10 protein-coding genes, 4 tRNA genes and 2 pseudogenes are annotated in these 13,008 nt (G+C 48.1%); 9 read left to right on the top strand and 7 right to left on the bottom strand.

Annotated elements, in window-relative coordinates; translation table 11 throughout:
* Positions 1-6: 6 nt before the first annotated feature.
* Positions 7-1,371: a serine--tRNA ligase gene (gene serS / locus HS1genome_RS11670; protein ID WP_126451197.1), complete on the top strand. Its 1,365-nt coding sequence runs from the start codon at positions 7-9 to the stop codon at positions 1,369-1,371.
* A 49-nt stretch (positions 1,372-1,420) separates the two neighbouring features.
* On the opposite strand, the gene HS1genome_RS11665 is transcribed toward serS, so the two are convergent.
* Positions 1,421-1,732, bottom strand: a complete 312-nt coding sequence (locus HS1genome_RS11665) for an ArsR/SmtB family transcription factor (protein ID WP_126451433.1) — start codon at positions 1,730-1,732, stop codon at positions 1,421-1,423.
* A gap of 886 nt (positions 1,733-2,618) precedes the next feature.
* On the opposite strand from HS1genome_RS11665, the gene HS1genome_RS11660 reads away from it, so the two are divergent.
* The 3 genes from HS1genome_RS11660 (at position 2,619) to HS1genome_RS11650 (ending at position 3,587) form a co-directional block, all read left to right on the top strand.
* Positions 2,619-2,703, top strand: a tRNA-Leu gene (locus tag HS1genome_RS11660).
* Between the two features lie 258 nt (positions 2,704-2,961).
* A tRNA-Gln gene (locus tag HS1genome_RS11655) sits at positions 2,962-3,034 on the top strand.
* 478 nt (positions 3,035-3,512) lie between these two features.
* A tRNA-Val gene (locus HS1genome_RS11650) sits at positions 3,513-3,587 on the top strand.
* Positions 3,588-3,995: 408 nt separating this feature from the next.
* On the opposite strand, the gene HS1genome_RS11645 is transcribed toward HS1genome_RS11650, so the two are convergent.
* The gene (locus HS1genome_RS11645) at positions 3,996-5,066 is read right to left on the bottom strand and encodes a site-2 protease family protein (protein ID WP_126451196.1); all 1,071 of its coding nucleotides are present in this window, start codon (positions 5,064-5,066) and stop codon (positions 3,996-3,998) included.
* Positions 5,067-5,096: 30 nt separating this feature from the next.
* Between HS1genome_RS11645 and HS1genome_RS11640 the strand changes: the two are divergent.
* Both HS1genome_RS11640 and HS1genome_RS11635 read left to right on the top strand, forming a co-directional pair.
* Positions 5,097-5,746 (top strand): annotated as a pseudogene (locus HS1genome_RS11640) (nucleotidyltransferase domain-containing protein).
* The gene (locus HS1genome_RS11635; RefSeq protein ID WP_126451195.1) at positions 5,739-6,287 is read left to right on the top strand and encodes a DUF1122 family protein; all 549 of its coding nucleotides are present in this window, start codon (positions 5,739-5,741) and stop codon (positions 6,285-6,287) included. Before HS1genome_RS11640 ends, HS1genome_RS11635 begins: the two are co-directional and overlap by 8 nt.
* Positions 6,288-6,290: 3 nt before the next feature.
* Here HS1genome_RS11635 and HS1genome_RS11630 read toward each other — a convergent pair whose 3' ends face one another.
* Both HS1genome_RS11630 and HS1genome_RS11625 read right to left on the bottom strand, forming a co-directional pair.
* Positions 6,291-7,316: a radical SAM protein gene (locus HS1genome_RS11630; RefSeq protein ID WP_170166196.1), complete on the bottom strand. Its 1,026-nt coding sequence runs from the start codon at positions 7,314-7,316 to the stop codon at positions 6,291-6,293.
* A gap of 63 nt (positions 7,317-7,379) precedes the next feature.
* A complete protein-coding gene (locus HS1genome_RS11625; RefSeq protein ID WP_126451193.1) occupies positions 7,380-8,408 on the bottom strand; it encodes an mRNA surveillance protein pelota in 1,029 nt (342 codons plus the stop codon).
* Positions 8,409-8,436: 28 nt separating this feature from the next.
* Here HS1genome_RS11625 and rimI point away from each other — a divergent pair, with 28 nt between their 5' ends.
* Positions 8,437-8,892: a ribosomal protein S18-alanine N-acetyltransferase gene (gene rimI / locus HS1genome_RS11620; protein WP_126451192.1), complete on the top strand. Its 456-nt coding sequence runs from the start codon at positions 8,437-8,439 to the stop codon at positions 8,890-8,892.
* Between the two features lie 3 nt (positions 8,893-8,895).
* Here the strand turns inward: rimI and HS1genome_RS11615 are convergent, their stop codons facing one another.
* Together HS1genome_RS11615 and HS1genome_RS11610 are read right to left on the bottom strand one after the other, a co-directional pair.
* Complete coding sequence (locus HS1genome_RS11615) at positions 8,896-9,228, bottom strand: DsrE family protein (RefSeq protein ID WP_126451191.1); 333 nt, start codon at positions 9,226-9,228, stop codon at positions 8,896-8,898.
* An 83-nt stretch (positions 9,229-9,311) separates the two neighbouring features.
* Positions 9,312-9,554, bottom strand: a complete 243-nt coding sequence (locus tag HS1genome_RS11610) for an Rdx family protein (RefSeq protein ID WP_126451190.1) — start codon at positions 9,552-9,554, stop codon at positions 9,312-9,314.
* A gap of 181 nt (positions 9,555-9,735) precedes the next feature.
* Between HS1genome_RS11610 and HS1genome_RS12925 the strand changes: the two genes are divergently transcribed.
* Positions 9,736-10,005 (top strand): hypothetical protein, encoded by a 270-nt coding sequence (locus HS1genome_RS12925; protein WP_126451189.1) that lies wholly within the window; start codon positions 9,736-9,738, stop codon positions 10,003-10,005.
* Positions 10,006-10,238: 233 nt separating this feature from the next.
* Here HS1genome_RS12925 and HS1genome_RS11600 read toward each other — a convergent pair.
* Positions 10,239-10,327 (bottom strand) — tRNA-Ile (locus tag HS1genome_RS11600).
* 1,215 nt (positions 10,328-11,542) lie between these two features.
* Here HS1genome_RS11600 and HS1genome_RS11595 point away from each other — a divergent pair.
* Positions 11,543-12,975 (top strand): annotated as a pseudogene (locus HS1genome_RS11595) (4-hydroxyphenylacetate 3-hydroxylase N-terminal domain-containing protein).
* Positions 12,976-13,008: the final 33 nt, after the last annotated feature.

Raw genomic sequence — 13,008 nt, 5'->3', positions numbered from 1 at the left:
CACCTCATGTCATGGAGCGTTCTAGAACTGCTGCGGAGTGATGTGAATAGACTCAAGAGTGAAATGAGGAAGCGCCTAATGGACGAGTCTTTAGCGACCAAGGCAGCCGAGCTTGATCAAAGGTGGAGGTCTATGTTAAAGGAAGTGGACAGGCTTAGGCATGAGCACAACAAAATCACGCGGGAGGTGGCCTCTTCTCCAAGAGAACTCCGACAGACGAAGATTGAAGAGGCGAAGCGCCTCCTGCAGGAGTTACAGCAAAAGGAGAAAGAACTAGAGGAGATTGAGAGGGAGAGGGAGCTGGCATTAATGGTCCTACCAAATATAGTTCATGAGTCTGTCCCTGTTGGAGACGAGAGTGCCAGCATTCCCGTAAGATTTCACGGGAGGTTCAAGGTCTTCAAGGAGGACATGGAGGCATTCAAGGCACAGTTAAACGGTGCTGAAGTGGACTATGAGGTTCTTCAATGGAGGCCCCGTCCTCACGCTGATATGTTGGAAAACGTGCTGAAGCTCGGCAATACGAATAAGGCTGGGGAAGTGGCCGGCTCGAGGTTCTATTACCTTTTCGACGACCTAGTCTGGTTAGATATGGCGTTGATAGCCTACGCAGTGGATTTCATGACTAGGAAAGGATTCAGTCTGGTCCTACCTCCCTACATGCTCAGGGGTCCCGTAGTAAAAGCCATAATAGACTTCGACACGTTCAAGGACGCCATATATAAGGTCGAGGCTGAGGACCTATACCTTATATCTACGGCCGAACATCCCGTGGCTGCTCTCTACTCCAACGAGAACATAGAGAGATCCTCCCTTCCGATTAGGCTAGTAGGGGTCAGCCCAGCCTTCAGAAGGGAGGCCGGAGCAGCAAACAAGGACCTGAAGGGGATTTTCAGAGTACATCAATTCCACAAAGTGGAACAGTTCGTCTTCTCCGACCCTAGTCAGAGTTGGCAGATTCACGAAGAGTTAATCTCTAACTCAGAGGAAATGTTTAGCGAACTCGGCCTGCCCTACAGAGTAATTAACATAGCGTCCGGAGATCTCGGTGCATGTGCAGCTAAGAAGTACGACTTAGAAGTTTGGATGCCCGCGCAGGCAAAGTTCAGGGAGATGGTGAGTTGCAGCAATTGTCTCGACTGGCAGGCCTACAGACTGAAGATAAGGTATGTGGAGAAGACGGGGGAAAAGGGATTTGTTCATACTTTGAATAGCACAGCCCTGGCCACCACGAGAACAATAACGGCTATACTGGAAAACTATCAGAAGGAAGATGGAACAGTGGAAATTCCAAGAGTCCTCAGAAGATATCTGGAACATTTCGAGGCAGCTCCTAAGGAAGTACTCAGGCCATCTAAGGGAAGGCCTTGATCGTAAAGTGTCCAAAGAGGGGGAGGTCATTATACTAATTCCTTTGAAATCACGTCGGTTCTTCTCCTTTTATAACTTCACATGCCAGTATGGATCTTCCGTAGTCTGCCACATGCTTAAGGGCGATGTTCACTATTTCCCTTATTCCGACCCCGTTCAGGGAATAGTATATAAAGCGCCCCTCCCTCCTGTAAGATACTACTCCACAGTTCTTAAGACAGGCTAAGTGATGAGATATTAGAGACTGGGACTTTGAGAGGGACTTTGATATATCTTGCACGGTCGCACTTCCGTTCTTGTAAAGGAACAAGACGATTCCTAGTCTAGTAGTGTCAGCTAATGCAGAGAAAAGCGAAACCATTTCCTCTATGGCGACTTCTTGGACAGTATCAGCCACATGTAACTATCTTACTGATCCCCAATAAAAGGACTTCTAAATACAGCGAAATGTCATACCGACTGGACGCCTCCTGACTATATTTAACTTTATGGGGGTTGAGGGGCGAAAGTCCCCTTCTATAAGGGAGGGGGACAGCTCCCTTATAGAATGGTTTTTCAGACGTTTTCTCCGCGATACCAACGACGCCCCTCCACAGCTCGACCGAGTGCTCAATAGGACTGAGGGAGGAACAACTAGCATCTCTCTTTCATCTCTCTTCCCACAGGGATTAGAGCTCAGCGACGAAAGTCCCCCCTCTATTCAAGTGGGGGATCCTCTAAGCCACCCGACTGCCCCCTCGATAGATGTAATCCAGAACCGAAGGTGGAAACGATGAGCCCCTTGGAGGATGATTCTTCCAGGGCGGGGAGTAAGCCAGCTAAAGGTCTTTATCCCTTAATCGTAATACCCGAGTGAAGGGTGTCAGAAAGGAGAGTTCATTCTAGGTGGTCAGCGAGAGACTAGCTGGCCTCCTCACGATTTCCGATCCACCGATTAAGATTAGTTCGCTACTTGTTTGAAGGTGGAGCTCTACTACAGCGGTCCCGCCTCTTCATTATCCTAGGAGAAGTTGAACGGTCGAGCACAAAGTGAAGCCGCGTAGCTCTAAAGGAGACTAAGCCACACTATAATCAAAAGTTCCCTAGAAAGTGAAATCAACATCCATGAACAATCGGTTTACCGTTGAGGTTTATGGGCCTAAGTTAGATTAAGGTTATCCGCCTCGTGGTTTGGGCCTTTTCAACACTGCTCTCCCTATTCAGTGGAGTAAGAGCTAAAAGCGGAAAGGAGAAATGACTCCCAGTGTGCGGGGGTGCCCGAGCATGGTCAAAGGGGTCGGGCTTAGGCCCCGATGGCGTAGGCCTGCGTGGGTTCAAGTCCCATCCCCCGCACCTAAAGATTTTCACGTTTAACGTCGAATATGTATTAATCTGAGGAGATAAGTCTGTGGACTCTGGAATGACGGAGTTTAAGTCTCTCACTAAAGATTACTATCGATTATGTAGTGCTGGGCGGGTAGGGTTATTCAGAATGATTTCTATATATTTGACCATCAAACTGGTCTTTAGTAGACGTTAGACCTCTTCCGATTCACTTCTGGATAAACGAGCGTCAATCTTTAAGATGTGGAAAAGTAATTCAGACTCGATAGCCGGGTAGTCTAGCGGTCAAGGATCCAGGGTTTTGGCCCCTGGGACCTGGGTTCGAATCCCAGCCCGGCTATCTCAGGGAACCCATATATTCATGGAAGTCCTCGGTTGTGGTAATAGGTTGGATTCCCTTAGCAAGACACTAAACAAGGATCCATTCCGAAAGGGGTTGTCTCTTAATCTTAGAAAAAGAAAAGCTCGTCCTTCAAGGCAACCACAGCTCCTTGTAAAGTTGAATCTGATTCTATTAAATTCGCTCTCACTGAACTATTAACTCTACAGCCTAGCTGACGAGTTGATGGGAGTAAAAGCAGGGCACTGGTGAGCTAATATTCCCACTCACCAGATTCAGATCGCTTATGTATCATCACTAGAGAGGATGGTACTCTGAACCATCAGATTGCCCGCTCCACGCTGGATATAAACCCGAACCCAAGGTTGAGGACTGCTTTGGAGGGAACAATTCCAAGGCGGTGAGATGTCAAAGTCTCAAAAGGTCGCAGAAGTTTTTAATACTCAATCTCAAGTCGTCTTTCTGCAATTGACTAAATGGGCCCGTCGTCTAGCCTGGTGAGGACGCTGCCCTTACAAGGCAGAGGTCCTGGGTTCAAGTCCCAGCGGGCCCATTAGCTGAGTAAGACGTTCTTTCCGCCGAATATGAAGCACACAGGAAGTTATGAAGTTATGTAGTGTTGTGGTATTCGGTGAACTACCCAGCCTAACTGGCCGGGGTATCTCTCGATTACCCCTGCTTCCCAGAGCTACCCGATCCCCCTTTACCAGTGGCCACAGGTTCTTCGAGCCTTTCCGTGATTCTCCGTAGGAAGATTGCAGAGTTCGCCCCCCATTGAAGCTAACCCCGGTCGAGAGAGTAAGACATAGCTCTTACAACAGGGATCTATATTATAATTATAATTTTATGCACAAAAATTGTATGTTGTAAGGGGATATCCACCCCTCAGGAAGGGAACTTCGGTTCCCTTTACTCCACTAGGTTAAATTACCCTTTGAGGGTTCTCTTAACACACGGAGACCTAGATAGAGAGTCCTATCGCCAGGATGAAAGCGAGGAGAAGCATTGTCTGTACCACGTAGGCCACATTCTCTCCTCCAATAGGTCTGAGGAGCTCGGTCAACAACTTCCCCCCGTCCGTAATTATCAGAGGTGCACCGTTGAACATCGTCAAACTGAAGTTCACTATGAACAGCCAATCCAACAAGTCGACTATGGGGCCGGCTATCGAAGGAGCGAAGTAGTCCGTGATGTAAACTCCTATTTTTCCGTTCTCCGGCGTAACAGCGATAGAGCTAATGTGCCCATTTTCTATCACTGTGAGGATTAGGGGCAATCCGCTAGACGTCAACTTTCCTAATTGGGTGGGTGAGTTAATCGCAGTCCCGTTCACCTTCACGATAACATCTCCCGACTTAAGTCCTGCGTATTGGGCAGGGGAGCCTCCTACAACTCTTACTATTAGGACCCCGTGTGAGAACATCGAAACTGCCATAGATAGTAGGGCAAGTGAGATTGCTGCAAGAACCAAGTTGATTGCTATCCCTGCCGATATCACCTTAAGTTTTGAGGCCAGCGGTTTGGATGAAAAGTCGTCTTGATCGGGTTCCACGAACGCCCCAGGGAAGATGGCCAGCAGGATCAATCCACCATTTTTCACCTTAATTCCTTGGGATGTGGATGAAAGCGCATGCATAAGTTCATGAAGAGAGATCGAGAGAACTAATGCCACTAACAGGTAAGGAACTTGATTGAGGCTAACTGTTACCCCAGGTATAATGGGTTCGAGCTTGACTACCTGTGCCTGAGGTCTGAGGACTGATAGTTCGAACAACGTGTACAGAATGAGGTAGATACCCAACGTCATCGAAAGGACTGCGAGGCCGATTGATATGGTCTCGAAAGCCCTGTAACCTTTACCTCGTGAGAAGCCGGGAAACCATTGATCTCTAGACGCCTTCTTCCATATAATCAGGAATGGATAGATCTGTAGTCCCTTACGCTCTAGGGACAGTCTGCGCGCCCTCCAGATCGCGTAGAGGAGGCCCCACGCACTTACGAATGCGAGCGCTTCCTCCAAAAAAGGTACCATACGGTTAAATCTCGTGAGGTTCTTTAAACAATGATGAAGTACTCTCCCTCCCACTGGGCCCTTTTGAGGTCAAAGAGGGAGCGAGCAATAGAGATAATTGAGGAGAAGGGCATAAAACAGCTTGAACCAGTAGTCTATGGTTCGGTAGCTAGAGGAGACGTCGACCAACACAGCGACATCGACATAGCTGTTTTGAGACCCAACATACTCTGGCTAGATCGGTTAACTGGACACCATAAATTCATCGTGCAGGCCACACCCTCGTCAACTCCAAAAGCATATATTTCATTGGACTCGGCTGAACTCGAAGTCATATCCTTTCCCCTCTCCGAGCTTTCCTCAAAGGAATACGAGTTCTTTGCCTTCGGGGGACGGTGGACTACGAGGATCTAAAGAAGAATGTGAGAAAGCCAGGAGTCAATAAGAGGCTTGTGATGATAGTGCCCAATCGAGAAGGCCATGAGGAGATCCCCGTCGAGGGAAACGAGGAGTACGTGAGTAAGTTAACAGGAACTTCAATTTCAACTGTCCTGTCTAGGGAACGACTGTTGCTTAGGAGGAGGTTAACTGGTCACACTGGCGTTTTCCTTAAGTATGAACTAGGGGACGAGACCTTCGAGGAGGCCATAGCTAAATTAAGCAAGAGAAGTAAGTTCTTCAGGAGGGCCTTGGATGCTTAGCGGGAAGATAGGGGCCATGAATCTGACCTCTACTCCTATTACTCCCACTGGAATGAATAGGCGGCTGAGTTTTCAGGTTCTGCTTGATGGTAAGTTAGTGGGGAACGTAGTTTGGTTCCAGGGAAGAGCAGAGTATCTCCCATGGCTGGAGATCGATTATTATCCGTGGGTTCGCGAAGTCGGCGTAGAGGTCCAGTTCTTCTCTTTAGTACACGACTTTTTACCTCCAGGTGGACGGTTATTCGTGACGTATGTGAGAGATCCAGCGACTCTACGAATGCTTTACAGGGGTGTCCACCCGCTCATCACTCCTCTAGGTTTCTCGATGCTTCAGGCTGGTTTCACTTGGTTTAAGGATTGGTACTTCCCAGAGGGAGGCAATGAAGGGACCGCTAAGTTGCAGGGCAATCGCCCACTGAATCTGGCCGATAGGGCCAGGCAACTTTCGGACAGGCTGCAGGAACTGGAGGGGGAGTACGACGGGGAGGAGGTCAGGGACTGGATAAGAGCTAAGCTTAGGGAACTTCAAGCTTCCCGTTGAGGTTCACACTTTCCTCTCGCTCACCTTGAGTCTCTTAGCGTCGGGCATCTCTTCTATGAGCCAAATCTCGGCGCGAGTTCCTAACTCCTTCCTTATGTCTTCAAGGAACTTTTGTGACACGTAGTACCCTTCCTCCGTTTTCTCGCCTAGTTCTTCCAACGAACTATTCTCATCTGTTGTCCTTATGAAGAGCTTCACTAGTAACCCTTCGCCATTCACCTCTTCGTAAGGTTTCCTATCCTTCCTTCCGATTCTAATGAACCTAGTCCGCGTCTCCACCACGTCCTTGTAGACTGAGCTGCAGTAGTGCACATTTAGTTTAGAGTCCCTCAACTTTTGGAGGATAAACAGTGCAGTCTCGTAGCTCCCTGAGGCTCCTGCTAACCCGTGTGATATCCTTAGTCCCCTTGAGTTCAGAGGTCCACTATTTCTCTCGTTAAGTTCGAGTTCATTTATATTGATGAATTTGACCCCCTTCTCTTCGGCCCACTTTGCCAATTTTACTATCTTTTCCCCATCACCCGGTAACGCAGGCACCTCAAGCCCCACTTCTAGTCCCACTGTTACTGCCCTCTCCACTGCGTCTAGAAACTCTTCCCTAGTGGGATGGAACCTTATTTCATCAAGTCCCGCTCTCTTGAGCTCCAGCAGCGCGTCCCGAGTGGCGTACCTCCCGCTCGTGTAAAGGTGCACGTGAAATCCTGAGCCAAACTCCTCTTTCAATTTCTCTATGAGTAATATGGTTCTATTTAGAGAAAGTAAGGGATCTCCTCCAGTTATTCCCGCTCCTAAAGCGTTCATCCTGTAGGCCTCCATAACGTAGTCTTCAAGACTTGTGGCCTCCTTTTCATTAGCGAACTGTCTATCCTTTCCGAACCTCTCCTCGCTCACTGGGCAATAGTAACAGCTGTCTGAACACTGCCCCGTCACGAACACTACCAATTTCGCCCCCTCTCTGCATAGCTTACAACCGAGTGGAAGCTCCCCATAGTGGAGGGCGATTTCCTTGTTTCCCAGTAACTGTCTCAACTCTACTGCTGAGAGTGAAGTGAACTGGTGGGGTTAAAATATACTTCCCATCTCCAATAGACGTCAGTTTAGCTGGAACCTCAAGGTGGCAACCACACCAGTTAGGTTTCTTACCTGGTGGTAAATTGGAGAATCTTTGGGGACTATCCATATTTTCCCTCCCTTACTCTCGACCTCTTCCATGATCTTCTCAGCTGACTTCCTCCCCTCGACGTCCTCGGTTGCTAGCAGGTCTTCCACAACTAGCAATTCACTCACGGCGCCTAGTGTGGCAGCTTCCATTACTTGAGACTTCCCGTACGTTACTAGGCCAGAACCTCTTCCAATCAGATCTTTCACTCTCTCGAAGACTTTCACTCCTTCGCTTATCTCATAGTCTCTCATGACGAGCTTCATCACGTCCCTCCTGAGGAGTTCGCTAAGGCCGTTTCTGGTGGCACTGTGAACGTGTTCCACATAAACTGAGTACTTGCCTCTTAGCCTCTGTGCCACGAGATCTTTGAAGTTTCCAGGTCCGGCCACCACTATTACTTCAGAAGAGTACGTGGAAGCGAACGACGTAGCGTCTCTCACTACCATCTCTAAATTTTCCTCCACCTGAGACTGTTCTTTGTTAGGTGGACGCATCTCCGCCTCCACAAGGATCTTGAGACCTTGAAGCATTGGAACGGCTATCAGGTATTCGTCATAGTCCGTTAGCAACAATAGGACCCTCCTTGCTCTCTCTGCCTGCCTCTTGATCCTCTCTATGATGTACTTAGGCCATTTTTCCTTTATTATCACCACTTCCCTATTCAGATCCAAGTTAATGGTGTGGTATTGGCCCTTCACTCCAAAACGTTCTGGTGCGTCAAGTATTACACCGTGGATGCGAAGTCTGTTGGTGTATTGTTGGAATTCGGCCTTCTCTACTCTGATTGAGATTACCATGGGGACTCTCCTACTCTCTCCTCCTATGCTCACGTCTCTGGTAGTAGCCGCGATGACTTCGTCTCCCTTCTCCAAGCTCAAATAGAGAACCCACAGATCATCCTCAGTCTCAGCGACTAACTTCATTATTCCTCGCTTTTCATCTAACTCCAAAATTCTCATATACCGTTTCCCGACACTACTCCACGAATTGGTAATTATAGACAATGCCTCCCTTTCGGACTTAGAGGAGGTCTATGAGGTTGAAAGAAGGAGCTTCGAGGATCCCTACCCTTTAGCCCTTCTCAAAGCCTATCTCTTCATATCTGGTAACCTGTTCGTGGTAGCGCGAGACGGAAAGGTTGTGGGTTATGCCGTGGGAGTAATGCAAGGTAGGTGGAGGGGACATGTTATCTCTCTTGCCGTGGAGCCGGAGTTCAGGGGAGCCGGTCTAGGTAAGTCCCTTCTTGGGGAACTACATAGGAGGTTTGGTAGGTTAGGTTGTACTTACTCCTTTTTGGAAGTTGGAGTCAGTAACGAGATCGCCCTAGGACTCTACAGGAGCTTGGGGTACTATGTGGTGGGTTTGAAGGTGGGCTATTATGGGAGGGGTAAGCACGCATTTATCATGGTTAAAGATCTAAAGGGGAGAAAAGGAGTCGAGTAAGATTCAGAAGGTAATCACTTCGTAACCTTGGTTAACGTAGTGGGATACTCTCTCCCCAGCCGGTTCGAGTCGAACTCCCATAGATTCCAGCTTCTCCTTTATGCCCATGTTCGTGGCGACCCCTACACATGCGGAGTCGACGGCGTGGTTCTGTATGAGCTCCATCAACATCTGCCTCGGCTCTCCCTCTAACTTAGTTATATACATCTGGCTAGGTCCGAAGAAGAGGACTTTCAGGTCCTCAAACCTCTTGTTCTTCAAACTATTGTATGCCATCCTTATGGCCAATTGTGCCTTCTCGTCTCCTGACATTACGAGGAACAACACCTTCGGCATGAGAGAAGTGTTTTACTTACTGAAATAAAAAGCTACCTTACAAACCTCTCTCGTACTCTTAAAGCTCTTCCGGAAGCTCTTTATTAGGGCTGCGGTGATGCTCTCTGCACCATCTCTATTATCTCGTTGGGCTCAGGAAATCTCCGGCTCTGATATCTGGAGAATCGAAGTTCACCGTTAACATAAACGTCGAAGATCCCGTTACTCCCAGGAGTTAAGGTGACGTTTATATCACTTAAATATTTGAGGAGTTCTTCCGCTAGCCCTAGTGCCCTAGGAAGGAACCCGCAAGGTTTGCAGTAAACTATCTTTATGTCTATAGGCATGGAAGCTCTTACGTGTTACCACTAATAAGTGTCTTTTTCTTTTAATTTAGGTGTACTTTAAAGCTGTTACGAAGCGGATACGCGTTACAAAGTCGGGAGTTGAGGGGGCGTAAAGCCTCGCCCTTCACGGCGGGGACGGATAGCCCCCTCATATTTATACTTCTTTGTGAAATTTCTCTTAGTGGTACTAACGACGCTCCTCCCCAGCTCGATCGAGTGCTTGACGAAACTGAGGGAGGAGCAAGCAGTGGCTTCAATTTCCTTTAAGGGACTAGACGTAATGGGTGAAAGTCCCCTCCTCTTCAGATGGGAGTGGATCTCTGATCCACTCGACTGCCCACCAAACGAGACATGTAAACCCGAATCAATGGTGGGAACGATGAGCCCTCTGGGAGGGAACCCTCGTCCCTTCCAGGGCGGGGAGGAAGTCAGTACGGGCTTAAAGTACTAACTACCTCCGTTCTCACTGATGGATATTCTCCAAATCTAACGCTTGACTGTCCATCCCTTCTGGCGACCTTGATCCATGCACACTTGTACGGATATTATGCAACTCTGGGAAGTGGGATGTAACCCAAGCCTATAGGAGGAACTCTTGAGGGAGCAAGAAGCTCATGCTGCTCAGCGTCACCATGTACTTACGACTCTCCTTAACTGGCAACTAAATCACATATAGCCAAGCGATGGGCCCGCGGGGATTTGAACCCCGGACCGCTCGGTATCTCAGGTACGCCATATGAGCCGAGCGCTCTACCTAGCTGAGCTACGGGCCCATCATTCACCATATAGGTCTACTATTTATCTTTAACCCTCGATCTTGGGCCGAGTCTCCAGACGTAAATTTTCAGGGGCATAGTTTTAAGGCAGGCGTTATATGGGAGCAGGAATTCCGATGAAGAGAGATAGAGAAACAGAGGAGACCAAATTCCACAAATAAGAGCAAATAACTTAGCTGGAGAATCAAGTCCGGAAGTTATAGTGGGTAAATTCCCCTTAAGGATTGCAACTGGAGCAACAGAAAAGAACGGTAGAAAATAGGAGCGGCCAGTTAAGACGTACGGTCCATCATACGGTCCATTGATCTGGAGTTATCAAGTTCGTGGAAACACCCAAGAGACAACCTATTGAAGATTTAGGAAAGTCCCTTGCCTTACGAAGACGAGGATTCAATGGGATGGAGAGCCCTTATGGAAGGAGTTAAGTGGCTGATTCATGGAGAATTTTTCGGCGATCCTGAAGGTGCTTCCCCATACTCCTACAAGACTCAGTGGGATTTAAGAAGGGGTACCGGCTTACTTATCTCCTAACTTGCTGGATCCAGATCACCTATGGATCCTCACCACATGAGAAGGGGGTGGTGCTTCCGACCCGCTCATTTGCTCACCAGATGCTAAATGTAACTCAGTACCGACGAAGGGAATCACCTTAAAGGGACCCTTCCAGGGCGAGGAAGAAGTCGGATTTCCTTCTATTATCTCTTCCAGGAAAATGGGGCTTAGGAAGGTTTGTTGAGTCACTGAAAGACTCGTTGAAGTCTTTGATCGCTATTTGATGATCAGCACTGATCACGAGGGTGGAGATCGAAGGTTTGTAAAGTTATTGATAGGAGCATTGAAGACGACGTAGTGTTGGAGAAACTTCCTCAATTTGATTAAATGAGGTGATGGAAGTCTGATATCCTTCGTCGGACCTCAAGGAATTAAGGGTGAGTGTGTTAATTCCTTGTAGAGGAGCGCTCGTGACTGAATTAGAAGTAATTAAGAGTATGAGTCAAGGCATAAGATAAAACACACCGACCTAAGGCTATGAGTAGAGCAAGTTTACGAAGATCAAACTTTTTATGGTCCTGTGAGAGGTGTTTCTCGACCGCGTAGCCGGGATGAAATGGGGGAGAGGGTAGGACTGGAGTTTCCTTCCCCCTCCCTGCTCAACATTTCCTCGTCGAAACTTATTTTGCTTTCTAGGTTACATACTCGCTTAGTGAACCTATGAGAACGCCGGAAGACTATCTGAATGGTCTTAACGATGGACGAAATGTGTTCTATAAGGGGAAGAGAATCAATAACATAGTCGAACATGATGCACTCAAGGTACCTGCCCTTCATGCGGCTCACCTTTACGAATTGAAACTAGCCGATCCTACCTTCAGGTATAGTGATCCTGAACTTGGAGAGATAAGTGGGTTCTTCAGAGTTCCCACAGACTCGGAAACCCTTTGGTATAGATCGAGAATAATTCAAGAGTCCACGAGGAGTGGTGGAGGCGTATTTAATATCATTCAGGCTATCGGTTCCGATGCCATATTTGCTCTCCTATTAATAGGCAGGGAGCTTTTAACGGAAGGAAAGGAGGAGTTTCTGAAGAGGGTGAAGAAGTATAGAGATGAGGTTGCGACTAAGGACTTAGCGTTAGCTGTAGCTCAAACTGACGTTAAAGGCGACAGATCTAAGAGACCACACGAACAGTCTGACCCAGATCTTTACGTCAGAGTAGTAGGGGAGAGTAGCGACGGGATTGTTGTGAGAGGTGCTAAGGCCCATACTACTCAGGCCGCCGTTGCTGACGAGATCATCTTCATTCCCAGCAGAGCTATGAGTGAGCAAGATGCCGACTATTCCATCGCTTTCGCAGTTCCAGCCAACAGTAATGGATTGAAAATGATAGTTAGACCTATAATGGAAATTGAAGGTCTTCCCTCAAAGGATGACGCTCCCAACGCCTCTAGACACGTCGAGTTGGAGACTCTAACCATACTGGATGACGTCTTTGTTCCTTGGGAGAGGGTTTTTCTATATAGGGACCACAGAGAAGCTGGAGCACTTGCCAATCTCTTTGCTCTATATCATAGGTTCACCGCCCTATCCTACAGAACAGCCATGGCCGACATGTACATTGGCCTCTCCAAGTTGGCTGCCAGATATAATGGTGTTGAAGACGCTCCCCATGTGAGAGACGACATTGTAGACATAGTGATGTACAGGGAGGTGATGTATATGGCAGCAAGGACTGCTGCAGTAGATTGTGTTAAGGTGGGAGACATGGCCATCCCTAACCCTATCTATACTAATGTAGGGAAGCTTTACTCCAATTCACACTTCCACGACGTCGTGAGGGACCTCATAGATGTAGCTGGGGGCTCGTGTCCACCTTGCCAAGTACTTTGGATTTCGAGAACCCAGAGACTCGGAGCTACATAGAGAAGTATATGAAGGGGAACGCGGAGTTTAGCGGGGAGGAGAGGTTTAAACTCATGAGACTAGTCAGAGAAATGGTCGGAGGACCTATAACAGGTTACATGCTAGGAGGTATGATCCACGCGGAGGGCTCCATGGCAGCCAGCAAGATCGCCATGTATAGGGAGTATAATTTCCGCTCAGCGGAGGATTTAGTCTCTAAAGTGGCTGGAGTGAGGAGTAAGTGAGGCTATCCCTTTTTCTATCCACTAACCCACCTA

Source organism: Sulfodiicoccus acidiphilus (assembly GCF_003967175.1).
In the GTDB taxonomy this organism is placed as follows: domain Archaea; phylum Thermoproteota; class Thermoprotei_A; order Sulfolobales; family Sulfolobaceae; genus Sulfodiicoccus; species Sulfodiicoccus acidiphilus.
This window is presented reverse-complemented; position numbering and strand designations above follow the sequence as displayed.